Genomic DNA, 21,861 nt, shown 5'->3' on the forward strand with positions numbered 1-21,861 from the left:
CCGCCACCGGCAGTTTCGGTCAAGTAGGCGGTGACCCATCCGGGGGAAAGATTGTCGGCGTTCCAGAGGGGTAAAGGTCCTTCCGTAGCCGCATGACGCGAAACTGATTTCCGTCCTCAACGATATCGTAGAGAGCCTTGATCGGCTGATAGCGTGCGCGGCGATAGTCGTGCAGCATCACGATCGTCTCGGCATGACAAAGCAGCGTCGCCATGAACGCGCATTCCATGCGGCGGCGGCCGTCGATGAAGATGAAATCGAATTTGCGCTTCAGGCTCAGCGGCCAGGTCGAATAATTGAGTTCTGGATCGCGGTCGCCAAACTTGGGCCCCTGGAGGTCCAGGCAGGTCGGATGGAAACCGCTCCACTGCGGCAGCTGCGGCAGTAGTTGATCGAGGAAAGGCTGGCTGTCGTCGATCGAAAAGAGGTTGTCGATGGCCAGTCTGTCCCTCAGCTCAAGGATCGCCAGCGTCGTGTGGCCCATGCCCCATTCCAGAAAGGCGCGCGTGCCAGGCTTCACATGCTGCAGCAGGATGCGCTGGAATTCGGACAAATAGTCGGCGCCATAAGCATGCGACGAGCGGACCACGCCATCCAGGGTCAGTTGGTTTTCCCAGGAGCTTCCGGCCTGCATTCACGTCGCCTTCGCCATGTCGACGAGCACCCATCCTGGCCGGTAGGGATTGGGCCGGCGACCCGTTTCGCGATAGCCGTAAGCGAGATAGAGCGCGATGTTCCGTTCCATTTTCGCATTGGTGTAGAGCCGTATCTCCGGCAGGCCCCATTGGCGCGTCTGCTCATCGGCGTGTTTCAGCAATGCGATGCCGAACCCCTTGCCCTGGAAGGCCGGTGACACCGCGACGGAGAAGATCATGGCGTGATCCTCATGCCGCTCCAGTGTGAGCGCTCCGGCAAGTTCGCCGCCGCTCTCCAGCAGCCAGACTTCGCCGCGCGCAATGCGCGGCGCATAGTCTTCTGTCACCGGGATCGGCGGCGCGTCGAGTATGGCGTTGTAGGGAGCGTAGGCAGCCGTGGTCAGCGAGACGACAGCCTGGAGGTCACCGACCACCGCTTTTCTAATGGTCATTCAAAGCCCTCCGGCGGACGCCAAGCGGGTCCGACCTTCACTCCGCCGCTTCGCGCTTGCCTCCGGGGCGCCGCTCCAACAGCTCCTTGAGGAACTGACCGGTGTAGCTGCGCTTTTCGCGCACGATTGCTTCCGGCGTGCCCTGGGCGACCAGTTCACCGCCGCCGTCACCGCCTTCGGGGCCGAGATCGAGCACCCAGTCGGCGGTCTTGATGACTTCGAGATTGTGCTCGATGACCACCACCGTATTGCCCTGGTCGACCAGTTCGTGCAGCACTTCCAAGAGCTTGGCGACGTCGTGGAAATGCAGGCCAGTGGTCGGCTCGTCGAGGATGTAGAGCGTCTTGCCCGTCGCCTTGCGCGAAAGTTCCTTGGCGAGTTTTATCCGCTGCGCCTCGCCCCCCGACAGCGTCGTCGCCTGTTGGCCGATATGGATGTAGCCGAGGCCGACCTGCTTCAGCGTGTCGAGCTTGTCGCGCACGCCGGGCACGGCGGCGAAGAAATCGACGCCTTCCTCGACTGTCATGTCGAGCACGTCGGCGATCGACTTGCCCTTGAACTGCACGTCGAGCGTCTCCCTGTTGTAGCGCTTGCCGTGGCAGACGTCGCAGGTGACGTAGACATCGGGCAGGAAGTGCATCTCGATCTTGATAACACCGTCGCCCTGGCAGGCCTCGCAGCGGCCGCCCTTGACGTTGAAGGAGAAGCGTCCCGGCTGATAGCCGCGCGCCTTGGCTTCCGGCAGGCCGGCGAACCAGTCGCGGATCGGCGTGAAGGCGCCGGTATAGGTGGCGGGGTTGCTGCGCGGGGTCCGTCCAATGGGCGACTGGTCGATGTCGATGACCTTGTCGAGGAATTCCAGGCCCTCGATGCGGTCATGCTCGGCCGGATGCTCGCGCGACCCCATGATGCGGCGCGACGCCGCCTTGAACAGCGTCTCGATCAGGAAGGTCGACTTGCCGCCGCCCGACACGCCGGTGACGGCGGTGAAGGTGCCGAGCGGGATTTCGGCGGTGACGTTCTTCAGATTGTTGCCGCGCGCGCCGACGATCTTCAGGCGCCGGTTCTTCTTCGCTTCACGGCGCACGCCGGGTGTCGCCACTTCAAGCGCGCCCGATAGATATTTGCCGGTGATCGAATTGGGATTGGCCATCACCTGCTGCGGCGTACCCTGGGCGATGATTTCGCCGCCATGGATGCCGGCGGCCGGACCCATATCGACGACATAGTCGGCATGCAGGATGGCGTCCTCGTCATGCTCGACGACGATGACGGTGTTGCCGATGTCGCGCAGGTGCTTGAGCGTATCGAGTAGCCGCGCATTGTCGCGCTGATGCAGGCCGATCGACGGCTCGTCCAGCACATAAAGCACGCCGGTGAGGCCCGAGCCGATCTGCGACGCCAGCCGGATGCGCTGGCTTTCGCCGCCCGACAGCGTGCCGGAATTGCGCGACAGCGTCAGATAGTCGAGACCGACATCGTTGAGGAAGCGCAGGCGCTCGCGGATTTCCTTGAGCACCCTGACCGCGATCTCGTTCTGCTTGTCGTTAAGTTGGGCGGGCAGGTCGGTGAACCATCTGTCGGCGTTGCGGATCGACTGTTCGGTGACTTCGCCGATGTGTTTGCCGCCGATCTTCACCGCCAGCGCCTCCGGCTTGAGACGGTAGCCTTTGCAGACCGGGCAGGGCGTCGCCGACATGAAGCGCTCGATCTCCTCGCGCATCCAGGCGGATTCGGTCTCTTTCCAGCGCCGTTCGAGATTGGGGATGACGCCTTCGAAGGTCTTGGTCGTCTTGTAGGAGCGCAGCCCGTCATCATACTGGAAAGTGACTTCGCGCTCGCCGGTGCCGCGCAGGATCGCGTCCTGGGCTTCCGTGCTCAAATCCTTGAACTTGTCGCCGAGCTTGAAATTGTAAGCCTTGCCCAGCGCCTCGAGCGTCTGCACGTAATAGGGCGAGGTCGATTTCGCCCACGGGCTGACGGCGCCGTCGCGCAGCGACACGTTCTCGTCGGGCACGACGAGGTTGGGGTCGATGGCGCGCTGGCTGCCGAGACCGTCGCAGGTCGGGCAAGCGCCGAATGGGTTGTTGAACGAGAACAGCCGCGGCTCGATTTCGGGAATGGTGAAGCCGGAGACCGGACAAGCGAATTTTTCGGAGAACAGGATGCGCTCATGCGTCTCGTTCTTCGACTTGTTGACCGAATCCTCGCCGGTCTGGCTGGAATCGAGCGGCTTGTCGGCGAACTCGGCCACCGCCAGCCCCTCGGCGAGCTTCAGCGCCGTCTCGATGGAGTCGGCGAGGCGCGTGGCCAGATCGCCGCGCACGACGATGCGGTCGACGACGACGTCGATGTCGTGCTTGTATTTTTTATCGAGCGCCGGAACGTCTGCGATTTCATAGAAGACGCCGTCGACCTTGACGCGCTGGAAGCCTTTTTTCTGCAGCTCCAGCAGCTCCTTGCGGTACTCGCCCTTGCGGCCACGCACGATCGGCGCCAGCAGGAACAGGCGCGTGCCTTCCTCGAGCGCCAGCACGCGGTCGACCATCTGGCTGACCGTCTGGCTCTCGATCGGCAGGCCGGTGGCCGGCGAATAGGGCACGCCGACACGCGCGAACAGCAGGCGCATGTAGTCGTAGATCTCGGTGACGGTGCCGACCGTCGAGCGCGGGTTCTTCGAGGTGGTCTTCTGCTCGATGGAGATGGCAGGCGACAGGCCGTCGATCTGGTCGACGTCAGGCTTCTGCATCATTTCGAGGAATTGCCGGGCATAGGCCGACAGGCTCTCGACGTACCGACGCTGGCCTTCGGCGTAGATGGTGTCGAAGGCGAGCGACGATTTGCCGGAACCCGACAGGCCGGTCATGACGATCAGGCTGTCACGCGGCAAATCGAGATCGACGTTCTTCAGATTGTGTTCGCGCGCCCCGCGAATGGAAAGATATTTATGGTCGGCCATAGCCGGTCGCCGCCTCAGGTCTGGAATTCGTGGGATTGGCGGGTTTTCCCGACCATCCCCTATGTAGGTGTTTTTGCCGCCACGTCGAGAGACGCCACAATTCCCGACAGAAGTCGTTTAACCGCCTTTCGCGCGAAGGGGCAAGCAGAAAGAACAAAGGCCGAACACGCTCCTGACAAAGCTGTGTAAAAACCTGACTTGGACGTAACCTCCCAGCGATCACGTTTTTCGGTAACCGGCTATTGATGGTTGACGCGGTCGGCGCATGGGAGCAGTCTCCAAAAGTCAGCGAAGCCGGCCGTCTTTCGATGGCCTCGCCGCCCAAAGGCGGCCTGCGAGACGCCGCAGGCATTTGCGATTTGCGCTTCGCGACGGCAATGTCGCAACGGACACAGGAGCGGAGCATGACGCCACCGGATAGTCCCCAAGGGCTCCACGCCTCGTTGGAGCCGCGGCAGGCATAAGTGCCAGGGTTTAGCGTTTGCGCCACCCGACAAACCGTGACTTGCCGTATCCCCCAAAATTAGAGACTGCTAGTCGGATCGTCGGCTGACGCCGCGAAGCATCCGAAATCAAACGCCGGCAGTACACTCCCGGCAAAATATGGATTTTAGATCCAGAAAAGCCCCGTCCGTTTGCCCTAGGGCACGGCGGGGCTATTCTTTTGGGGGAAATGGCTGAACTGGCCCCAGCGGAGGGCTGCTCACCTCGGGGGTTTAAACCCGCCCGTGGCCATATCGACCGTGATGCTGCCGGAAATCCTGACATCCGTATCGCCGATCTTGAACGTGCCGTTCCCGTTGCTGGGGAATGCGTCGTCGGGTTCCGGCTGGGGAGCCGGCTTGGCGATGCGATAATCGCCATCCACGCCGGGCAAGGCGCTTTTCTGTGCCTGTGCTGAACTGTCGTCGGCAAATGCCATGCCGCTCACAAGGCTGGCGAAAGTGAGTACCGCGGCGGCGATGACGCGATGCGTGCGCGAATGAGTGTCGATCATCCCTGAATTATAGGGATGTCTCGCCACCGGAACCAGACCGGTATCGTCAAATCTTCGACAACGGGCAGGGAAGCCGATCTGGCCCAGGCTTCATGCCGCCTTCTTGCGCGTGTCGAAGACGTGGTCGACAATGCCCCAGGCCTGAGCCTCCCGCGCCGTCATGAAATGGTCGCGGTCGAGTGTGCGTTCAACCTCCTCATAGCTGCGGCCGCAATGCTGCGCATAGAGTTCGGCCATATGCCGTTTGGTCTTGCCGATGCGCTCGGCATGGCGCTGGATATCGGAAGCCTGGCCCTGGAAGCCGCCGAGCGGCTGATGCAGCAAGACGGTAGCGTTTGGCAGCGCGATGCGGCGGCCCGCCGTGCCGGCCATCAGCAGAAACGACCCCATCGAGGCGGCAAAACCCATGCACACGGTCGACACCGGGCAGCTGATATATTGCATCGTGTCGTAGATGGCGAAGCCGCTGGTCACCACGCCGCCGGGCGAGTTGATGTAGAGCGAAATCTCCTTGTCGGGATTGTCCGACTCCAGCGACAAGAGCTGCGCGCAGACCAGCGCCGAGACGTCGTCGTTGATCTCGCCATTGATGAAGATGATGCGCTCGCGCAGCAGCCGCGAGAAAATGTCGAAGGCGCGTTCGCCGCGGCTCGATTGCTCGATCACCATCGGCACCAGACTGGCAATACCGCTCATTTTTCGTTTCCGATTTCCGTATTTATGCCGCGCGCAGCAGAAGGTGCGGCGTGTTGGCGGCGATGGGCTTCGCAGATCCGCCCAATCCGAGCGAAAGCCGGCAGCCGCCGGTCGCCATGGCGACGGCGGGCATCGCTTTTCCAGCAAAACCGTCATGGACAATGCGCAGATGCGTGCCGCCGGAAACGGTGCGGGCGAGTGTGAAGGTGACGGTGCTGTCGAGCGGATCCTGCTGCGCGGCATCCCTGGGCTGCTCGCGCCAGGAATAGCGCAGCAGGCGTTCAGGCTCGGCGTCGAGGATTTTACATTCGATCGCGGCGTCCGGCCCGGCGAAGGCAAAACGATTGCCGATTTCCGGCGTGATGTCGTTGGGCATCATCCAGGCCGCGAGCAGTTCCGGCACGGTCAGCGCCCGCCACACTTTTTCCGGCGGTTCGGCGAGATCGTATTCGAACTCGAGCGCATCCGAGGCGGCTTCGCTTTGGTTTTCGGCGTTCATTGATCCGACTTCCTTCACTGATCCATGTCCTTCAAAACCGTCTTCAGCCTTTCGATACGCTCCGGCCAGAAGGTCCGATAGCGTTCGATCCAGGAGAGCAGGGGGGCAAGCCCCTGAGGGTCGGCACGGTAATAGGCGTTGCGGCCGGCCCGTCGTTCGACCACCAGGCCGGCGCCACGCAGCACCGCAAGATGCTGGGAGACGGCCGGTTGCGACACCGTCAGGCCGCTGCGCAGTTCCGACACGCTCATCTCAGCTGCGGCGAGACGCTCGAAGACCGCGCGGCGCGTCGGGTCGGCCAGGGCGCGGAAAATCTCTGCTTCGATCATGGCAAAAGCATAAGTCGATACTTATTGATTTGGCAAGCGCTGTTTTGAAACCCATATGATGGGCACGGGCATTGCTGCCATTCCTTGACAATCAGCGGCAGTGCATATAGGAACGAAAAGGGAACAAAAACCTTGTGGGAAAAGCCAGCCTTAGCAGGCGGCTGGCGTCAGCAGCCTGTAAGGTGCTGCGACAAAAATTTGTTTTCGGATGAGCGCGGAGAAAAATCATGGCGGGTAGCGTCAACAAGGTCATTCTGGTCGGCAATCTCGGCGCGGACCCTGAAATCCGTCGCCTGAACTCGGGCGAGCCGGTCGTCAACATCCGCATTGCGACGTCGGAAAGCTGGCGCGACAAGAATTCCGGCGAGCGCAAGGAAAAGACCGAGTGGCACAATGTCGTCATCTTCAATGAGGGCATCGCCAAGGTGGCCGAGCAGTATCTGAAGAAGGGCATGAAGGTCTATGTCGAGGGCCAGCTGCAGACGCGCAAATGGCAGGACCAGACCGGTGCCGACAAGTACACGACGGAAGTCGTGCTGCAGAAATTCCGCGGCGAGCTGCAGATGCTCGACGCGCGCGGCCAGGGTGAGGGCGGCCAGGTCGGTGGTTATTCCGGTGGCGGCAGCAGCCGCGGTTCCGATTTCGGCCAGTCCAGCCCAACCGAAAGCTTCAACCGTGGCGGCAGCGCTCCCAGGGGGGGCGGTGGCGGCGGTTCGTCGCGCGAGCTGGACGACGAAATCCCGTTCTGATCGCAAGCAAATACCAGGCGGCTGACGTCGTGTGATCGATACGCCCCGAGGGTCCTGCATGGACTTTCGGGGTTTTGCATTGTTGATTTGGGACCAAAGGACTGAAAGGACAGGGCGGTGAAAGCACGGGTGAAATGGGTCGAGGAGCGCACCTTCGTCGGCGAGTCCGGCAGCGGCCACAAGCTGGTGCTCGGCACAGCCTCCAGCCCTGATGGCAAGACGCCGGGGCCGAGCCCGATGGAGCTGGTGCTGATCGGCACCGGCGGCTGCTCGGCCTATGATGTCGTCCACATCCTCGAAAAGGGACGCGAGGCGGTCGAGGACTGCGTCGTTGAACTCGATGCCGACCGGGCCGAGACCGAGCCAAAGGTGTTCACCCGCATCCATATGCACTTCATCGTCAAGGGCAGGGCGCTCTCGTCCGACAAGATCAAGCGGGCGATCGACCTGTCGATCGAAAAATACTGCTCGGCCTCGGCAATGATGGCCAAGACGGCCGTGATCACGCACGATTTCGAAGTGATCGATACAGCGGCGAAGTAGGGCAGTAGGGCAGTAGGGCAGTAGGGCAGTAGGGCAGTAGGGCAGTAGGGCAGTAGGGCAGTAGGGTTGCCATTCACCCGGCCATCAGTGCCTTGATGCCGTCGGCCACAAATTGCACCGCCAGTGCCGCCAGGATGACGCCGAGCAGGCGGGTCAGGATCGAGCGGCCGGTCTGGCCGAGGATGCGGTCGATGCGTTCCGACAGCACGAACACCAGATAGGTGATGGCGAGGCAGACGAAGATGATGCCGACCAGTGCGGTCTGCGCCGCAAAGCCCTGAAACGAGCCGGAAAGCAGCACTGTCGCCGAAATCGCACCGGGCCCGGCAATCAGCGGAATCGCCAGCGGGAAGGCGGCGATGTTGTGGATCATGTCCTTGGTGATGGCAACGTCGCCGATCTTCTCCTTGCGGTCCTGGCGCCGTTCGAAGACCATTTCGAAGGCGATGAAGAACAGCAGAAAACCGCCGGCAACGCGGAAGGCCGGCAGGGTGATGCCGAACACCGACAGGATTGAGGCGCCGGCCACCGCGAACAATGCCATCACCAGGAAGCCGATGACCGAGGCACGCACGGAAACCTGCTGGCGCTCCTCGCGGTTCATGCCGCGGGTCACGGCGAGGAACAGCGGTGCCAGGCCGGGCGGATCGATGGTCACGAGAATGGTGACGAAGGCATTGAATAGGCTGTCGAAACTCGGCATCGCTGACCCTCCCGCCGGGCTGGGCCCGCGCCCCGTATTGGTAGAGCAAAGCCCGGTCGGTGGGAACTAGCAGGACCCGCGAAACTGCGGAACTCGGCCGGGTTAGCCGGCAGCGCCGCAATAGGCCTCGAGGCGATAGCCATCCGGGTCGATGACGAAGGCCGCATAGTAGTTGTCGCCATAGGCGGCGCGCAGGCCGGGCGGGCCATTGTCGCTGCCGCCTTCGCGAAGCGCGCCGGCATGGAAGGCATCGACGCTGTCTCGTGTCGGCGCGGCGAAGCAGAAATGCAGACCGGATTTTTCGTCTGATGGCACCGGCCGCGCCGCCTCGTTGACCCATAGCACGGCGTTCTGGGCGCCATAGCCGAGCGAACCCGGTGACTGGCTGAGGCAGGTATAGCCGAGCGGCTTCAGCGCTGCGTCATAGAAGCGCTTCGAGGCGTTGGCGTCGCGGACGCCGACCGAGATGTGATCGAACATGGTTTTCTCCATTGTTACAAGGTGTTGCTGTGTCAGGCTGTTGTCGCCCGCTGCGCCAGGAACTCAACCTCGAGGTGCCAGTCCGCGCCGTCGTGTGAGCGCTCGCCGAGCCAGCGGAACGAATTCTCGGTGATCCGCGAAAAACTCCAGCGCACCGAGGAGCCGGTCCCATCGGCGCCGACCTGCACGATCGTGTCTTCTTCGGCGCGGCCGAGCTGGCGGCTGAAATACTGGTTGCGCGGATCGCTCCAGAAAATGTGCCAGGCGTCCGCGCCGGGATCATAGACGCGCAGCGTCGTGCCGTAGAAGGTCCATTTACCCAGGGAAGGCTGGGAACTGGTGTTCCGCGCGGGCAGGATCCAGACGTCCTGGATGGCGCGGCCTTCCAGCACCCAGCCGAAATGCACCTCGCCACGCCCCGTGAGCACGGTGCCGTCCTCGAGATGGCGTGAGGCGTCGAAAGTCCAGGCGCCGACGAAGCGGCCGTAAAGGTTCAGTTTTTCGGCAAGTCCGTCGATCGGGCCGGGACTGTGCAGGGCTTCGGCAAAGGGGTCGAACATGGCGGTGGTCTCTTTCTGTCAGGAGACCGGGAGGAGTAGGCGCTGACGGGGTTCTGGGCTTGGGAAAAATTGCTATATTCCGACCATGACAGCGACGACCCGCACTCTCGCATTCGGACCCGGCTGGCACGTCGCGGATGTGATCTGCACGGCCGGCGTGGGTGATCGGCCATTCGAGGAAGCCCACCAGGATTTCTGCGTTGCGGCAGTGACGAGCGGCACGTTCCGCTACCGCGCGCAACAAGGCACCGCGATGCTGGCGCCGGGCGCGCTGCTGCTCGGCAATTCCGGCACGTGCTATGAATGCGGACACGAGCACGGCAGCGGCGACCGCTGTCTCTCGTTTCATTTCGGACCTGCCTACATGGAACGGATTGTCGCCGGCGTGCCGGGCATCCGAACACTCACCTTCGAGGCGCCGCGCCTGCCGCCCTTGCCGGCCCTGGCGCCGTTGCTGGCAGAGGCGGAAACCGCGCGCGAAATGGCCGACGGAAACGCGTTCGAGGAACTTTCCCTGCGCATTGCGGGCGCGGCCGTGGCCACGGTTTGCGGCGCCACGCCTGTCAGGCACGGACCGAGCCGCCGCGACCAGAAACGGGTGGCCGAAGCCGTGCGGCGGATCGAGCTGGATGCCGACGGGCCGGTTTCGCTGTCGGCACTGGCGGGTGAGACCGCAACCAGCCCCTATCATTTCCTGCGCATTTTCCGGCAGGTCGCCGGCATGACGCCCTACCAGTTCCTGTTGAAAACCCGGCTGCATCGGGCAGCGGTGCGGCTGCGCCTGTCGGACGACGCCATCTCGGCGATAGCCTTCGAGGCCGGCTTCAACGATCTGTCGACCTTCAACCGCCGGTTTCGACGCGTCATGGGCGAGACACCGGGTGACTATCGCCGGTCAGGCGGCACGGCTATGCACTGGCCTCGGCCGGGGCAGGGTCAGTCCGATGTCGGGCCGCACCAGCCCGGCAGATAGTCCGCGTCCTTGCCCTTGGCGAGCGTCAAGGCATCCTTCATCGCCTTGTCGAAGTTCTTCGCAATCGCATTGCGGTCGATGCGCCGGCGAAGGAAATCCGCCCAGATGAATTCGCTGAACGGCGTCGTGTCCTTGGCAAAGCCGCCTTGCCGGCGCAACTCGCCCGCCATGCTCCTATAGGGATCGTCGATCAGCTCGCCGATTGTCTTTGGAATTGCCGAGTAATCGCGGCGCCGGCCGTTTTCATCGAACGGGTGCATCCAGCCTCTGTTGTCGAGCACGAAAAGAAACGCGTCCTTGTCGAGCGCCGACAGGTCGCTGATCACAGTCACCAGCACGTCCTTGACGCCTTCCTCGAGCAGGGCGCGCGCGAGATGATGATGATCGGTGACGTAGTTGCGATTTTTGGGACCCAGTACGACCGGCACCATGTGTTTGCCGAGAAAAGCGCCGGTCTTCTTCCTGGCGTCCTGCTCCCGAATCATCTGGCGCTTCAACGCAACTTCCCTCATGCCGACCGTTATCTGCGTCGGCCTCAATTCCTCGACGGGAACCGGCGTGACAATGGGTTCTCGGGGGTCAATCATGGCACTCCATCCTGTTCTTGCTGCTGCTGTTTGCCCGGACCAAGTGATTTGATCGCCGCGTCGACGCTGTGGAATATACGCTGCGTGCCGACCATTTCAGCAATGCCGAACCGCGCCAGCGCCGCCTGGGCGCGCAGCGATTCCAGCCGCGCTATGGCAAAGACCGCGCCGGCCTTGCGGCAATGCGCGATGGTGTCTTTCAGCGCCTGCGCGGCGGTGTAGTCGATTTCGACGATGTTGCTGGCCTCCAGCACGACCAGTTTCACGGTTTCGTTCCTGGCGTCGATGAGATCGCAGAGCCCACGCTTAAAGCGGTCGGCATTGACGAAGGACAGCGGCGCCTGGAAGGCCGCGACCAGCACGCCGGAGAGTTGTTCGCCAGCACTGGGTTTACCCGGCGGCCACCAGACGGAAGTGCCCGGCACCTGTTCGAGTTCGATCGGCTCGGTGCGCGTCGCGCTCCATATACCATGCAGCAGCGACAGGCCGATGCCGACCGCCACGCCGGTCTCGATCGGCAACACGACGATCGCCGCCATGGTGATCAGGATCAACACGAATTCGACCGGTGCCTGCCGGTAGACACTGGCGAACACCTTCCAGCGCAGAATGTGCTGGGCAACGAACATCAGAACACCGGCAAGGGCGGCCTGCGGAACATCGGCGAGCAGGCCACCGCCAAAAGCGCCGAGTGCCAGTACGATGGCCGCGGCAATGAGACCGGACAGTTGCGAGCGGCCGCCCGACTGGGAGACGATTGCGGTGCGCGGCGGGCTCGCATTGACGGCAAAGGCGCCGAACAGGCCGGAGGCAATGCTGCCGGCGCCAACGCCGACGAAATCACGGTTGACGTCGGGGTCGCCTTGTAGCGGCACGAAGGAGCGCGAGGTCGCCGCTGTCTGCACCATGACGACGATGGCGATCAGCAACGCCAGCGGAACCAGCGCCTGCACATCGTCAAGGCTGGCAAGAGGCAGGCCGGCCCGCGGCAGGCCGTTCGGCAGGGCGCCAAGCACCTCGACGCCGCGATCCTTGAGGCCGAAGACGGCGACCGCAAGCGTGGCAAGCACCATGCCGATCAAGGCGCCGGGAATGCGGGCGCTGATGCGCTCGGCGCCAAGCACGATCGCGAACACGCCAAGGCCGAGCCCGAGGGCCCAGGGGTTGGTGAGATGGAGATTGCCGGCGATCTCGCCGATACGCCGCAAGGTTTCCCCGCTCTCGGAGGGCAGGCCGAGCAGCCCGGGCATTTGCGAAACGATGATGTGGACGGCGATGCCGGCCAGAAACCCGGTCGTGACGGGCACTGACAGGAGATCGGCGATCCAGCCGAGGCGAAAGATGCCGCTGAGCGTCACAATCAGGCCGACCATCAGCGCCAGCATGGCCGCCAGCGCCAGATAATGCGGCGAACCTGACGTGGCGAGCAGCGCCAGGCTGCCGGCGAACAGCGGCGTGATGGTCGAATCCGCGCCGGCCGAGAGGTGACGATTGGCGCCGAACAGGGCGAACGCCACCGAACCGGCGACAAAAGCGAAAAAACCGATCTCGGGGGCAAAGCCGCCGAGCCGGGCGGTTGCCATCTGCTCGGGAATGGCAATCGCGGCCAATGTCAGACCCGCGATCACATCGCCGTTGAGATCCCCGGGCTGCCACCCGCTCAGCGCCCGCAAAGGCAGCCACTGGCCCCAATTCACGGTGCTCGCGGCTTTTGCTTGGGGAGATTGGTCCATTGCCGGCTTTTGCCTTGGTGGCGGCGAAAAGCGTTGTGGCCATATCGTCGCAATTTGCGGTATCCTTTTGAAATTACCATCAAAAATGACACTGGAAAAGTGGCGCGAACATTGGAGTTTCGGCCGCGCTTCCTATATAAGCGGTCAGTGATTCCTGATTAGATTGTGATCCGATTTGACCGACCAAAAGACACCGCGCGGCGCCGACGGCGGCCCCACCGGCATCGAGCCCATCTCCATCATCGAGGAGATGCAGAGCTCCTATCTCTCTTACGCCATGAGCGTGATCGTCAGCCGTGCGCTGCCGGATGTGCGCGACGGCCTGAAGCCGGTGCATCGCCGCATTCTCTATGCGGCGCATGAGAGCGGCTACCACTGGAACCGCAAATATGTGAAGTCGGCGCGCCCGGTCGCCGACGTGATGGGTAAATACCATCCGCATGGCGATGCCTCGATCTATGATGCCTTGGTGCGCATGGCGCAGGACTGGTCGCTGCGCGTGCCGCTGATCGACGGGCAGGGCAATTTCGGCTCGATCGACGGCGATCCGCCGGCGGCGATGCGCTACACCGAATCGCGGCTGACCAAGGTCGCGCATGAGCTTCTGGAGGATATCGACAAGGACACCGTCGATTTCCAGGACACTTACGATGCCTCGGACACCGAGCCGAAGGTTCTGCCGGCGCGCTTCCCCAATCTGCTGGTCAACGGTTCCGGCGGCATTGCCGTCGGCATGGCCACCAACATCCCGCCGCACAATCTGGGCGAAGTCTGCAACGGCGCCATTGCCGTCATCGACAATCCGGCGATCGACCTGCCGGCATTGATGGAGATCATTCCGGGCCCCGATTTCCCGACTGGCGGCATCGTGCTTGGCCGCTCCGGCATCTACAGCGCCTATTCGACCGGCCGTGGCTCCATCGTCATGCGCGGCAAGGTCAACATCGAGCAGCGCGGCAATGATCGTGAATCGATCATCATCACCGAAGTTCCCTATCAGGTGAACAAGGCGTCGATGATCGAGAAGATGGCCGAACTGGTCCGCGACAAGCGCATCGAGGGCATTTCCGACATCCGTGACGAAAGCGACCGCCAGGGCTATCGCGTCGTCATCGAGCTGAAGCGCGACGCCGTCGCCGACGTCATCCTCAACCAGCTTTACCGCTTCACGCCGCTGCAGACCTCCTTCGGCGCCAATATGGTGGCGCTGAATGGCGGCAAGCCGGAACTGCTGACGCTGACGGACATGCTGAAGGCGTTCGTCTCCTTCCGCGAAGAGGTCATCACAAGGCGGACGAAATTCCTGCTGCGCAAGGCGCGCGACCGCGCCCATGTGTTGGTGGGTCTGGCCATCGCCGTCGCAAATATCGACGAGGTCATCAAACTGATCCGCACCGCGCCGGACCCGCAGACGGCGCGCGAGCAATTGATGGAGCGGCGCTGGCCGTCGGGCGATGTCGAATCGCTGATCCTTCTGATCGACGATCCGCGCCACCGCATCAATGAGGACGGCACCTACAATCTGTCCGAGGAACAGGCGCGCGCCATCCTCGAATTGCGCCTGCAGCGCCTGACCGCGCTTGGCCGCGACGAAATCGCCGACGAATTGAACACGATCGGCGACGAGATCAAGGACTACCTCGACATCCTGTCGTCGCGCGCGCGCGTCCAACAGATCGTCAAGGACGAGCTCGCCGCCGTGCGCGACGAGTTCGGCACGCCACGCCGCACCGAACTCACCGACGGCGGCGCCGACATGGAAGACGAGGACCTGATCCAGCGCGAGGACATGGTCGTGACGGTGAGCCATTCCGGCTACATCAAGCGCGTGCCGCTGTCGCTCTACCGGGCGCAGCGACGCGGCGGCAAGGGCCGCTCCGGCATGTCGACCAAGGAAGAGGATTTTGTCACCCGGCTGTTCGTGGCCAACACGCACACGCCGGTGCTGTTCTTCTCCTCGCGCGGCATCGTCTACAAGGAAAAGGTCTGGCGGCTGCCGATCGGCAATCCGCAGTCACGCGGCAAGGCGCTGATCAACATGCTGCCGCTCGAGCAGGGCGAACGCATCACCACAATCATGCCGTTGCCCGAGGACGAGACGAGCTGGGGCGAACTCGACGTGATGTTCGCCACCACGCGTGGCACAGTGCGCCGCAACAAGCTGTCCGACTTCGTCCAGGTCAACCGCAACGGCAAGATCGCCATGAAGCTGGAGGAGGAAGGCGACGAGATCCTCGGCGTCGAGACCTGCACCGACAATGACGATGTGCTTTTGACCGCCAGCTCCGGCCAGTGCATCCGCTTCTCGGTCGGCGACGTGCGTGTCTTCCAGAGCCGCAACTCTGTCGGCGTACGCGGCATCACCATGGCCGAGACCGACCGCATCATCTCCATGTCGGTGATCGAGAATGTCGATGCGCCGCCGGCAGAACGCGCCGCCTATCTCAAGCGTGCGGCGGCCGAACGGCGGACTGCCGCCGGCATCGCCGCCGGTGAAGAGGAAGAGATCGCGCTGACCAATGAGGAGGTCGGCGAGGAGACGGAGCTTTCCGACGAGCGCTACGAGTTCCTCAAGGCGCACGAACAGTACGTGCTAACGGTGACCGAATATGGCTACGGCAAGCGTTCGTCGTCCTATGATTTCCGCCTGACCGGCCGCGGCGGCAAGGGCATCCGCGCCACTGACGTGTCGAAGACGGCTGAAATCGGCCGGCTGGTGGCGACCTTCCCGGTCGGCAATGACGACCAGATCATGCTGGTTTCGGATGGCGGCACGGTCATCCGGGTGCCGGTCAACGGCATCCGTTTCGCCAGCCGCGCCACCAAGGGCGTGACCATCTTCAATACGGCTGAAGGTGAGAAGGTGGTTTCGGTCGAGCGGATCTCGGAGCCGCAATCGGACGAAGAAAGCGAAGAGACCGTCGAGGGTGGCGCTGAGTCCGCTCCAGAGACTGACGCCGGTCCGGATGGCGCTGAGTAAATCCAGACATAGCAACGCCGGCCCCTTGGCCGGCGCGGCAGCAGGTCTGGACTGAGTTAGTAGTGACGATACGGCTTGCGCGGGCCGAAGCCTTCGAAGCGCTTGGTGGTTGCCTTGACGCGGATGCGTTGTGCCTCCTGATGCAGCCCAAATACGGTGGCGATCAGCATGGCGACGGTCATTGCGGTGGCGAGCATGTAGATCAGCATATGCGTGTTCTCCTGCGCCTTACAACGGATAGATGGGATTTTGGTTTCATCTTATTAAGGTGCAACCTAGTGAACGCTGCGTGAAGGCTTCGTGATCAGCGTGTTCATCTGTCGTTCATGCGCCGGAAAAGGTTCACGGCCTTCGCGCCGATCGGATTTGCCTTTGCGAGAGAGGCTCGCTAGAAGCACCTGCCATGATTGAACGCACCGCCCTTTATGCCGGCTCCTTCGACCCGCTGACCAACGGGCATCTCGATGTGCTGAAAGCGTCGCTGGCGGTGGCCGACATCGTCTACGCCGCGATCGGCATTCATCCGGGCAAGAAGCCGTTGTTCTCCTTCGAGGAGCGGGTGCAGTTGATCGAAGCCGCCACGAAAGCCGAATTCGGCCGTGACGGCGCCCGCATCAAGGTCGTTGCCTTCGACGGGCTGGTGATTGATGCCGCCAGGAAACAGGGCGCTTCGATCATGATCCGTGGCCTGCGCGACGGCACCGATCTCGATTACGAAATGCAGATGGCCGGCATGAACGAAACCATGGCGCCCGAGCTGCAGACGGTTTTTCTGCCCGCCAGCCCGTCGGTGCGCACCATTACCGCCACACTTGTGCGCCAGATAGCCTCGATGGGAGGCGACATCCGCCCCTTCGTGCCGGCGGCTGTTGCCGGCGCGCTCACCGCCAAATTCGCAAAATAAGTTTACCGGAGAAGACCATGCAGCTTAAAAGGCTTGCCTCGTTCCTCGTCGTGCTTGCCGGTCTCGTGACCGCGTCTGTGTCGGCCTATGCCGCCGACCCGGAAAACACCATGATCATCACGCTGAAGGACGGCGACGTCACCATCGCGCTGCGTCCCGACCTGGCACCCAAGCATGTCGCGCAGATCAAGAAGCTGGTGCGTGACCATGCCTATGACAATGTCGCTTTCCACCGCGTCATCGACGGCTTCATGGCGCAGACCGGCGACGTCAAGTTCGGCAATATGAAGAAGGGTTTCAACGCCCAGGCCGTCGGCACCGGCGGTTCGGACTTGCCCGACCTGCCGGCCGAATTCTCGCAGACCGAGCACTATAAGCGCGGCGTGGTCGGCATGGCCCGTTCGCAGGACCCGAACTCCGCCAATTCGCAGTTCTTCATCATGTTCGCGCCGGCGCCGCCGCTCGATGGCCAGTACACCATCGTCGGCAATGTCGTCAGCGGCATGCAACTGGTGGACCACATCAAGAAGGGTGATGAGGCGGACAACGGCACGGTCTCCGATCCTGACCAGATGATCAAGGTCCGCATCGCCGCCGACAAGTAATTTCTGTTTTCTCAAAAGGATATCTGACATGGCTGAAATCAAGGACCGCGAGAACGCGCTCATCCTCGAAACGACCAAAGGCAAGGTCGTCATCGAACTTTTCCCCGACCTGGCGCCTGGCCATGTCGCCCGCATCAAGGAACTGGCCAGGGAAGGTGCCTATGACGGCGTGGTCTTCCACCGCGTCATCGACGGCTTCATGGCGCAGACCGGCGATGTGAAGTTCGGCAATTCGAACAAGCCGACCTTTGCGCCTTCCCGCGCTGGCATGGGCGGTTCCGACAAGCCCGACCTGAAGGCTGAATTCTCCAACGCCAACCATGGCCGCGGCACCTGCTCGATGGCGCGGGCGCAGAACCCGAACTCGGCCAATTCGCAGTTCTTCATCTGCTTCGACGATGCCGCCTTCCTCAACCGCCAGTACACGGTCTGGGGCCAGGTCATCGAAGGCATGGACAATGTCGACAAGATCAAGCGCGGCGAGCCGGTGGTCGATCCCGACAAGATCGTGTCGCTGAAGGTCGCGGCAGACGTCAAGTAAGGCGAAACGGCAATGATGGGCGTCGTCTGGTCGCTTCTCGGCATCCTGTCCGGCGCTTTCATTGCCATCCAGGCCCCGATCAATTCGCAGCTGGCGCGCGGCCTGGGCCTCCCGGTCGCGGCGGCTGCGTTTTCGTTCCTGTCGGGCGCGATCGTGCTCGGCATCATCTCCGTTGCGGCGGTGAAGCTGCAAGGCATTTCGCTCGACTGGAAGGCGCCGGCGCCCTGGCTGTTCGTCGCGGGCGGCATGCTCGGCGGCTTCTATGTCACGCTCTCCACAATCCTCACGCCGCGTATCGGTGCTGCCGCGCTGATGGCGTTCCTGGTGGCCGGCCAGCTGCTGGCCGGCATGCTCATCGACCGCGTCGGTTTCCTTGGCGTCGCGGTGCGCGAAATCTCGCTCGGCCGAGTCGCCGGCGCGGTGATGCTCTTGGCCGGAGCACTGCTTATCCGGCTCTACTGATGCGCGTCGATCTCTTCGACTTCGATCTGCCGGAGGAGCGTATCGCGCTCCGCCCGGCGGAACCGCGCGACAGCGCCAAAATGCTGGTGGTCAAGCCGGGCGAGGTACTCGACGACCGCACAGTCAGCGACCTGCCGTCCTTGCTCAGGGCCGGCGACGTGCTGGTGTTCAACGACACCAAGGTCATTCCGGCGCAGCTCAAAGGCATAAGGCGGCGCGGCGAAGCGCAGGCGCAGGTCGAAGCCACGTTGCACATGCGCGTGGCGCCGGACCGTTGGCTGGCGTTCATGCGGCCGGGCAAGCGCATTGCCGCCGGCGATCGCATCCATTTCGGCCATGACGGCAATTCCTGTTTCCTCGGCCAGCTCGACGCCACGGTGATCGAGAAGGGCGAGGGCGGCGAGGCGCTGCTTGGCTTCGACCTGTCGGGGCCGTTCCTCGATGAGGCGCTGCACGTGGTCGGCCATATTCCGCTACCGCCCTACATCGCCTCGAAACGCGATGACGATGAGCGCGACCGGGCCGATTACCAGACCATCTATGCCCGAGAGGAAGGTGCGGTCGCGGCACCTACCGCCGGCCTGCATTTCACGCCGGAGCTTTTTGCGGCCCTCGACGCCAAGGGCATCGAGCGCCACTTCGTAACGCTTCATGTCGGTGCCGGGACGTTCCTGCCGGTCAAGGCCGACGACACCGCCGACCACAAGATGCATGCCGAGATCGGCTCGGTCAGCCGGGAAACTGCCGACGCGCTGAACGCGGCCAAAGCGAGGGGCGGGCGCATCATCGCTGTCGGCACAACCTCGCTGCGGCTGCTGGAGAGCGCGGCGCGTGAAGACGGTACTGTGCCTGCGTGGTCCGGCCCGACTGACATCTTCATTACGCCAGGCTACCGCTTTCGCACCGCCGACATGCTGATGACCAATTTCCATTTGCCGCGCTCGACGCTGTTCATGCTGGTCTCCGCCTTCAGCGGCCTCGACACGATGCGTGCGGCCTATGCACATGCCATCGCGAACCGCTACAGGTTTTACTCCTATGGAGACGCAAGCCTGCTGTACCGAGCGGAGATGAGCCATGGACGATGACCTGCAGACTCTCGATCGCGACGCCTTGATCGCGGAGGTGAAAAAGCTGCGCGCCGGCATTCGCGCGCATCGCGACACGTCAGGCCATGATCTCTGCTGGCATCATCCCGATTTGTGGGACCTGTTGCCTGAAAAGACCGAGCCATCGATTGCCGTGCCGCCGTGGCCCAAATTCATGCGCGGCTGCATCCAATACCGCCAGTCGCTCGACAGACAGGCGCCTGATGCGCCGATCCACGACAAGGAATTCAATGGCTAAGCCGTTCAGCTTCAAGGTCCTCGCCACCAACGGCAAGGCGCGGCGCGGTCTGATCGACATGCCGCGCGGCGAAATCCGCACGCCTGCCTTCATGCCGGTCGGCACCGGTGGCACCGTCAAGACGATGTATATGGACCAGGTGCGCGGCGTCGGTGCCGACATTATCCTGGGCAACACCTATCACCTGATGCTGCGGCCCGGCGCCGAGCGCGTGGCGCGGCTTGGCGGATTGCATGAATTCGCCCGCTGGCCGCATCCGATCCTGACCGACAGCGGCGGTTTCCAGGTGATGTCGCTGTCGAAGCTGAGGAAATTGACCGAAAAGGGCGTCACCTTCCGCTCGCATGTCGATGGCGCGCCTTACGAGATGTCGCCGGAACGCTCGATCGAGATCCAGGGCCTGCTCGATTCGGACATCCAGATGCAGCTCGACGAATGCACGGCGCTGCCGGCCGAGCTGAAGGAGATCGAACGCGCAATGGAGCTGTCGCTGCGCTGGGCCGAGCGCTGCAAGACGGCATTCGGCGACCAGCCGGGCAAGGCGATGTTCGGCATCGTGCAAGGCGGCGACAATGCGGCGTTGCGCGTGCGCTCGGCGCAGGCGCTGAGCGCGATGGAGCTGAAGGGCTATGCGGTTGGCGGGCTGGCCGTCGGCGAGCCGCAAGCGGTGATGCTCGAAATGCTCGACATCACCTGTCCCGAATTGCCCGCGGACAAGCCACGCTATCTCATGGGCGTCGGCACGCCTGACGATATCCTGAAATCAGTGGCGCGCGGCATCGACATGTTCGACTGCGTGATGCCGACGCGGGCCGGCCGGCACGGCCTTGCCTACACAAGGCGTGGCAAGGTCAATCTGCGCAACGCCCGCCACGCCGACGATCCGCGCCCACTCGATGAGGAAAGCGACTGCCCGGCGGCGCGCGATTATTCGCGCGCCTATCTGCACCATCTCGTGCGCTCGCAGGAGGCGCTTGGGGCGATGCTGCTCACCTGGAATAATCTGTCTTACTACCAGAAGCTTATGCAAGACATTCGCGCCGCTGTCGAGACCGGCAGCTTCGAGGCGCGTGGAGCTGAGATCACCGAAGGCTGGGCGAGGGGCGATATCCCCGTCCTGTAAAACCTCAAGTGCTCAGCGAGTTCGACGCCCGCAGGCTGCAGCCGGTGATCTGAAATGTGCCGTCGGGTTGCAGCTGCAGCGTGTAGACCGCCTCATAATCCTTGCCATCGGGGCCGACGATCAGCACCTGCTGGATAATCGATCCCGGACCTGTCTGCTCGACCTTGCCGAAGGCATAGGATTGTGGCTTGCGCACCGGCGGGTAACCATTGGTCACCATGTTCATGAAGGCGTCTACGGTCGGGAACACCTGCTTCACGTTGGGTGCGGCGAAGCTGTAGGCCTTGGCGCCGTCATCGGCCAGCAGCGCCTTCAACTGACCATCGATGACAGCCTGGCCAGCCTTTATTTCAGCATCGCCGGCAAACGCCGAGAACGCCAGCATGACGAACGCGAATGCGAAAAAGGCGCGGCGCATGGCCTGTCTCCACTGTCCCTCTAAAGATGCCTCCGGAAAAAGCCAGGAGACATCCTAACATACGCGCGAGGGCGCTTCACGGTTTCAGCGTCCGCCAATATTCGTCCTCGCCGTGGCGGATTCCCTGTGCTTAAGCTTCCTTCAAGGTGGGGCGCTCGTCGGCGGCCGGCTGTTCAAGCGCAGCATGCCGGTTGTGGAGCTGCGCGAGGCCGTGGCCAGGGCCCGCGCCGGCTCAGCGCGCATTCCAGTGCTTGAAAGGCCGCCTCCAGTCTGCCAGAAGGGCCGCTTGGACTTGGACGTTTAGCGGGACGAAGCCATGAAGGCGTTTTTCGTGCAGATCAAATGCGAGTTGGGCAAATCCTACGAGGTTGCCAGCGCGCTTGCCGATGCCGAGATCGCCTCGGAGATCTACTCCACCGCCGGCAATTACGATCTGCTCGCCAAATTCTATGTCGATGACGAGGAAGATGTCGGCCATTTCGTCAACGAGAAGGTGCAGATTCTCCCTGGCATCAAGGACACGTTCACGGTCGTCACCTTCCGCGCCTTCTAGCCGGGAATGCATTTGCCCGGGCACGAGGCAAAG

At 62.8% G+C, this 21,861-nt stretch carries 26 protein-coding genes; 12 read left to right on the plus strand and 14 right to left on the minus strand.

Going from position 1 to position 21,861, the window contains the following annotated elements:
* Positions 1-19 precede the first annotated feature (19 nt).
* From CKW40_RS11975 to CKW40_RS12010, 7 genes are all read right to left on the minus strand, one after another.
* The gene (locus tag CKW40_RS11975) at positions 20-634 is read right to left on the minus strand and encodes a hypothetical protein (protein ID WP_095200089.1); all 615 of its coding nucleotides are present in this window, start codon (positions 632-634) and stop codon (positions 20-22) included.
* Positions 635-1,087, minus strand: a complete 453-nt coding sequence (locus tag CKW40_RS11980) for a GNAT family N-acetyltransferase (RefSeq protein ID WP_095200090.1) — start codon at positions 1,085-1,087, stop codon at positions 635-637.
* Positions 1,088-1,124: 37 nt separating this feature from the next.
* Positions 1,125-4,046, minus strand: a complete 2,922-nt coding sequence (gene uvrA, locus CKW40_RS11985) for an excinuclease ABC subunit UvrA (RefSeq protein WP_095200091.1) — start codon at positions 4,044-4,046, stop codon at positions 1,125-1,127.
* Positions 4,047-4,749: 703 nt separating this feature from the next.
* Complete coding sequence (locus CKW40_RS11995; RefSeq protein WP_095200093.1) at positions 4,750-5,043, minus strand: hypothetical protein; 294 nt, start codon at positions 5,041-5,043, stop codon at positions 4,750-4,752.
* A gap of 90 nt (positions 5,044-5,133) precedes the next feature.
* A complete protein-coding gene (locus CKW40_RS12000) occupies positions 5,134-5,739 on the minus strand; it encodes an ATP-dependent Clp protease proteolytic subunit (protein WP_095200094.1) in 606 nt (201 codons plus the stop codon).
* A gap of 22 nt (positions 5,740-5,761) precedes the next feature.
* Positions 5,762-6,238, minus strand: coding sequence for an SRPBCC family protein (locus CKW40_RS12005; protein ID WP_095200095.1), 477 nt, complete (start codon positions 6,236-6,238; stop codon positions 5,762-5,764).
* Positions 6,239-6,252: 14 nt separating this feature from the next.
* A complete protein-coding gene (locus tag CKW40_RS12010) occupies positions 6,253-6,567 on the minus strand; it encodes an ArsR/SmtB family transcription factor (protein ID WP_010909628.1) in 315 nt (104 codons plus the stop codon).
* Positions 6,568-6,794: 227 nt separating this feature from the next.
* Between CKW40_RS12010 and CKW40_RS12015 the strand changes: the two genes are divergently transcribed.
* Together CKW40_RS12015 and CKW40_RS12020 are read left to right on the plus strand one after the other, a co-directional pair.
* Complete coding sequence (locus tag CKW40_RS12015; RefSeq protein ID WP_095200096.1) at positions 6,795-7,316, plus strand: single-stranded DNA-binding protein; 522 nt, start codon at positions 6,795-6,797, stop codon at positions 7,314-7,316.
* A gap of 117 nt (positions 7,317-7,433) precedes the next feature.
* Positions 7,434-7,859 (plus strand): OsmC family protein, encoded by a 426-nt coding sequence (locus CKW40_RS12020; RefSeq protein WP_095200097.1) that lies wholly within the window; start codon positions 7,434-7,436, stop codon positions 7,857-7,859.
* 73 nt (positions 7,860-7,932) lie between these two features.
* Here the strand turns inward: CKW40_RS12020 and CKW40_RS12025 are convergent, their stop codons facing one another.
* From CKW40_RS12025 to CKW40_RS12035, 3 genes are all read right to left on the minus strand, one after another.
* Positions 7,933-8,562 (minus strand): MarC family protein, encoded by a 630-nt coding sequence (locus CKW40_RS12025; protein WP_019858292.1) that lies wholly within the window; start codon positions 8,560-8,562, stop codon positions 7,933-7,935.
* A gap of 102 nt (positions 8,563-8,664) precedes the next feature.
* The gene (locus CKW40_RS12030; RefSeq protein ID WP_095200309.1) at positions 8,665-9,042 is read right to left on the minus strand and encodes a VOC family protein; all 378 of its coding nucleotides are present in this window, start codon (positions 9,040-9,042) and stop codon (positions 8,665-8,667) included.
* Positions 9,043-9,074: 32 nt separating this feature from the next.
* Complete coding sequence (locus CKW40_RS12035) at positions 9,075-9,602, minus strand: hypothetical protein (protein WP_095200098.1); 528 nt, start codon at positions 9,600-9,602, stop codon at positions 9,075-9,077.
* Between the two features lie 85 nt (positions 9,603-9,687).
* Between CKW40_RS12035 and CKW40_RS12040 the strand changes: the two genes are divergently transcribed.
* A complete protein-coding gene (locus CKW40_RS12040) occupies positions 9,688-10,575 on the plus strand; it encodes a helix-turn-helix transcriptional regulator (RefSeq protein WP_244571162.1) in 888 nt (295 codons plus the stop codon).
* Here the strand turns inward: CKW40_RS12040 and CKW40_RS12045 are convergent.
* Together CKW40_RS12045 and CKW40_RS12050 are read right to left on the minus strand one after the other, a co-directional pair.
* Positions 10,539-11,162: a ParB-like protein gene (locus CKW40_RS12045; protein ID WP_095200099.1), complete on the minus strand. Its 624-nt coding sequence runs from the start codon at positions 11,160-11,162 to the stop codon at positions 10,539-10,541. The genes CKW40_RS12040 and CKW40_RS12045 overlap by 37 nt on opposite strands.
* Positions 11,159-12,895: a SulP family inorganic anion transporter gene (locus CKW40_RS12050; RefSeq protein WP_244571163.1), complete on the minus strand. Its 1,737-nt coding sequence runs from the start codon at positions 12,893-12,895 to the stop codon at positions 11,159-11,161. Before CKW40_RS12050 ends, CKW40_RS12045 begins: the two co-directional genes overlap by 4 nt.
* Before the next feature lie 175 nt (positions 12,896-13,070).
* Between CKW40_RS12050 and gyrA the strand changes: the two genes are divergently transcribed.
* The gene (gyrA, locus tag CKW40_RS12055; protein ID WP_095200100.1) at positions 13,071-15,875 is read left to right on the plus strand and encodes a DNA gyrase subunit A; all 2,805 of its coding nucleotides are present in this window, start codon (positions 13,071-13,073) and stop codon (positions 15,873-15,875) included.
* Positions 15,876-15,931: 56 nt separating this feature from the next.
* Here gyrA and CKW40_RS12060 read toward each other — a convergent pair whose 3' ends face one another.
* Positions 15,932-16,084, minus strand: a complete 153-nt coding sequence (locus tag CKW40_RS12060; protein ID WP_019858284.1) for a hypothetical protein — start codon at positions 16,082-16,084, stop codon at positions 15,932-15,934.
* Between the two features lie 194 nt (positions 16,085-16,278).
* Here CKW40_RS12060 and coaD point away from each other — a divergent pair, with 194 nt between their 5' ends.
* The 7 genes from coaD to tgt all read left to right on the plus strand — a co-directional run bounded on the left by coaD (position 16,279) and on the right by tgt (position 20,857).
* The gene (coaD, locus tag CKW40_RS12065) at positions 16,279-16,779 is read left to right on the plus strand and encodes a pantetheine-phosphate adenylyltransferase (protein ID WP_095200101.1); all 501 of its coding nucleotides are present in this window, start codon (positions 16,279-16,281) and stop codon (positions 16,777-16,779) included.
* A gap of 110 nt (positions 16,780-16,889) precedes the next feature.
* Positions 16,890-17,384: a peptidylprolyl isomerase gene (locus CKW40_RS12070; protein ID WP_244662023.1), complete on the plus strand. Its 495-nt coding sequence runs from the start codon at positions 16,890-16,892 to the stop codon at positions 17,382-17,384.
* A 28-nt stretch (positions 17,385-17,412) separates the two neighbouring features.
* Positions 17,413-17,925, plus strand: coding sequence for a peptidylprolyl isomerase (locus CKW40_RS12075; protein ID WP_056576829.1), 513 nt, complete (start codon positions 17,413-17,415; stop codon positions 17,923-17,925).
* Positions 17,926-17,937: 12 nt separating this feature from the next.
* Positions 17,938-18,387, plus strand: coding sequence for a DMT family transporter (locus tag CKW40_RS12080; RefSeq protein ID WP_095200103.1), 450 nt, complete (start codon positions 17,938-17,940; stop codon positions 18,385-18,387).
* Positions 18,387-19,475, plus strand: a complete 1,089-nt coding sequence (gene queA / locus CKW40_RS12085) for a tRNA preQ1(34) S-adenosylmethionine ribosyltransferase-isomerase QueA (protein ID WP_095200104.1) — start codon at positions 18,387-18,389, stop codon at positions 19,473-19,475. Before CKW40_RS12080 ends, queA begins: the two co-directional genes overlap by 1 nt.
* On the plus strand, positions 19,465-19,734 hold the full coding sequence (locus tag CKW40_RS12090; protein ID WP_010909612.1) for a hypothetical protein: 270 nt from the start codon (positions 19,465-19,467) through the stop codon (positions 19,732-19,734). Before queA ends, CKW40_RS12090 begins: the two co-directional genes overlap by 11 nt.
* Positions 19,727-20,857: a tRNA guanosine(34) transglycosylase Tgt gene (gene tgt, locus CKW40_RS12095; protein WP_095200105.1), complete on the plus strand. Its 1,131-nt coding sequence runs from the start codon at positions 19,727-19,729 to the stop codon at positions 20,855-20,857. Before CKW40_RS12090 ends, tgt begins: the two co-directional genes overlap by 8 nt.
* 4 nt (positions 20,858-20,861) lie before the next feature.
* Here the strand turns inward: tgt and CKW40_RS12100 are convergent, their stop codons facing one another.
* Positions 20,862-21,275 carry a DUF4864 domain-containing protein gene (locus CKW40_RS12100; protein ID WP_095200106.1) on the minus strand — a complete coding sequence of 138 codons (414 nt, stop codon included), beginning with the start codon at positions 21,273-21,275 and terminating at the stop codon, positions 20,862-20,864.
* A 316-nt stretch (positions 21,276-21,591) separates the two neighbouring features.
* On the opposite strand from CKW40_RS12100, the gene CKW40_RS12110 reads away from it, so the two are divergent.
* Positions 21,592-21,828, plus strand: a complete 237-nt coding sequence (locus CKW40_RS12110; protein ID WP_010909609.1) for an Lrp/AsnC family transcriptional regulator — start codon at positions 21,592-21,594, stop codon at positions 21,826-21,828.
* Positions 21,829-21,861: the final 33 nt, after the last annotated feature.

The organism is Mesorhizobium carmichaelinearum (assembly GCF_900199455.1).
Lineage (GTDB): Bacteria > Pseudomonadota > Alphaproteobacteria > Rhizobiales > Rhizobiaceae > Mesorhizobium > Mesorhizobium carmichaelinearum.

What these genes read in the sequence shown, in the direction of transcription:
- CKW40_RS12025 (WP_019858292.1), bottom strand. Translation starts at nt 8,562, where the DNA reads ATGCCGAGTTTCGACAGCCTATTCAATGCCTTCGTCACCATTCTCGTG.
- CKW40_RS11980 (WP_095200090.1), bottom strand. Translation starts at nt 1,087, where the DNA reads ATGACCATTAGAAAAGCGGTGGTCGGTGACCTCCAGGCTGTCGTCTCG.
- queA (WP_095200104.1), top strand. Translation starts at nt 18,387, where the DNA reads ATGCGCGTCGATCTCTTCGACTTCGATCTGCCGGAGGAGCGTATCGCG.
- CKW40_RS11995 (WP_095200093.1), bottom strand. Translation starts at nt 5,043, where the DNA reads ATGATCGACACTCATTCGCGCACGCATCGCGTCATCGCCGCCGCGGTA.
- CKW40_RS11975 (WP_095200089.1), bottom strand. Translation starts at nt 634, where the DNA reads ATGCAGGCCGGAAGCTCCTGGGAAAACCAACTGACCCTGGATGGCGTG.
- CKW40_RS12075 (WP_056576829.1), top strand. Translation starts at nt 17,413, where the DNA reads ATGGCTGAAATCAAGGACCGCGAGAACGCGCTCATCCTCGAAACGACC.
- CKW40_RS12070 (WP_244662023.1), top strand. Translation starts at nt 16,890, where the DNA reads ATGATCATCACGCTGAAGGACGGCGACGTCACCATCGCGCTGCGTCCC.
- CKW40_RS12045 (WP_095200099.1), bottom strand. Translation starts at nt 11,162, where the DNA reads ATGATTGACCCCCGAGAACCCATTGTCACGCCGGTTCCCGTCGAGGAA.
- tgt (WP_095200105.1), top strand. Translation starts at nt 19,727, where the DNA reads ATGGCTAAGCCGTTCAGCTTCAAGGTCCTCGCCACCAACGGCAAGGCG.
- CKW40_RS12110 (WP_010909609.1), top strand. Translation starts at nt 21,592, where the DNA reads ATGAAGGCGTTTTTCGTGCAGATCAAATGCGAGTTGGGCAAATCCTAC.
- CKW40_RS12030 (WP_095200309.1), bottom strand. Translation starts at nt 9,042, where the DNA reads ATGTTCGATCACATCTCGGTCGGCGTCCGCGACGCCAACGCCTCGAAG.
- CKW40_RS12100 (WP_095200106.1), bottom strand. Translation starts at nt 21,275, where the DNA reads ATGCGCCGCGCCTTTTTCGCATTCGCGTTCGTCATGCTGGCGTTCTCG.
- uvrA (WP_095200091.1), bottom strand. Translation starts at nt 4,046, where the DNA reads ATGGCCGACCATAAATATCTTTCCATTCGCGGGGCGCGCGAACACAAT.
- CKW40_RS12040 (WP_244571162.1), top strand. Translation starts at nt 9,688, where the DNA reads ATGACAGCGACGACCCGCACTCTCGCATTCGGACCCGGCTGGCACGTC.
- CKW40_RS12050 (WP_244571163.1), bottom strand. Translation starts at nt 12,895, where the DNA reads ATGGACCAATCTCCCCAAGCAAAAGCCGCGAGCACCGTGAATTGGGGC.
- coaD (WP_095200101.1), top strand. Translation starts at nt 16,279, where the DNA reads ATGATTGAACGCACCGCCCTTTATGCCGGCTCCTTCGACCCGCTGACC.
- CKW40_RS12090 (WP_010909612.1), top strand. Translation starts at nt 19,465, where the DNA reads ATGGACGATGACCTGCAGACTCTCGATCGCGACGCCTTGATCGCGGAG.
- CKW40_RS12010 (WP_010909628.1), bottom strand. Translation starts at nt 6,567, where the DNA reads ATGATCGAAGCAGAGATTTTCCGCGCCCTGGCCGACCCGACGCGCCGC.
- CKW40_RS12005 (WP_095200095.1), bottom strand. Translation starts at nt 6,238, where the DNA reads ATGAACGCCGAAAACCAAAGCGAAGCCGCCTCGGATGCGCTCGAGTTC.
- CKW40_RS12035 (WP_095200098.1), bottom strand. Translation starts at nt 9,602, where the DNA reads ATGTTCGACCCCTTTGCCGAAGCCCTGCACAGTCCCGGCCCGATCGAC.
- CKW40_RS12080 (WP_095200103.1), top strand. Translation starts at nt 17,938, where the DNA reads ATGATGGGCGTCGTCTGGTCGCTTCTCGGCATCCTGTCCGGCGCTTTC.
- CKW40_RS12000 (WP_095200094.1), bottom strand. Translation starts at nt 5,739, where the DNA reads ATGAGCGGTATTGCCAGTCTGGTGCCGATGGTGATCGAGCAATCGAGC.
- CKW40_RS12060 (WP_019858284.1), bottom strand. Translation starts at nt 16,084, where the DNA reads ATGCTGATCTACATGCTCGCCACCGCAATGACCGTCGCCATGCTGATC.
- CKW40_RS12015 (WP_095200096.1), top strand. Translation starts at nt 6,795, where the DNA reads ATGGCGGGTAGCGTCAACAAGGTCATTCTGGTCGGCAATCTCGGCGCG.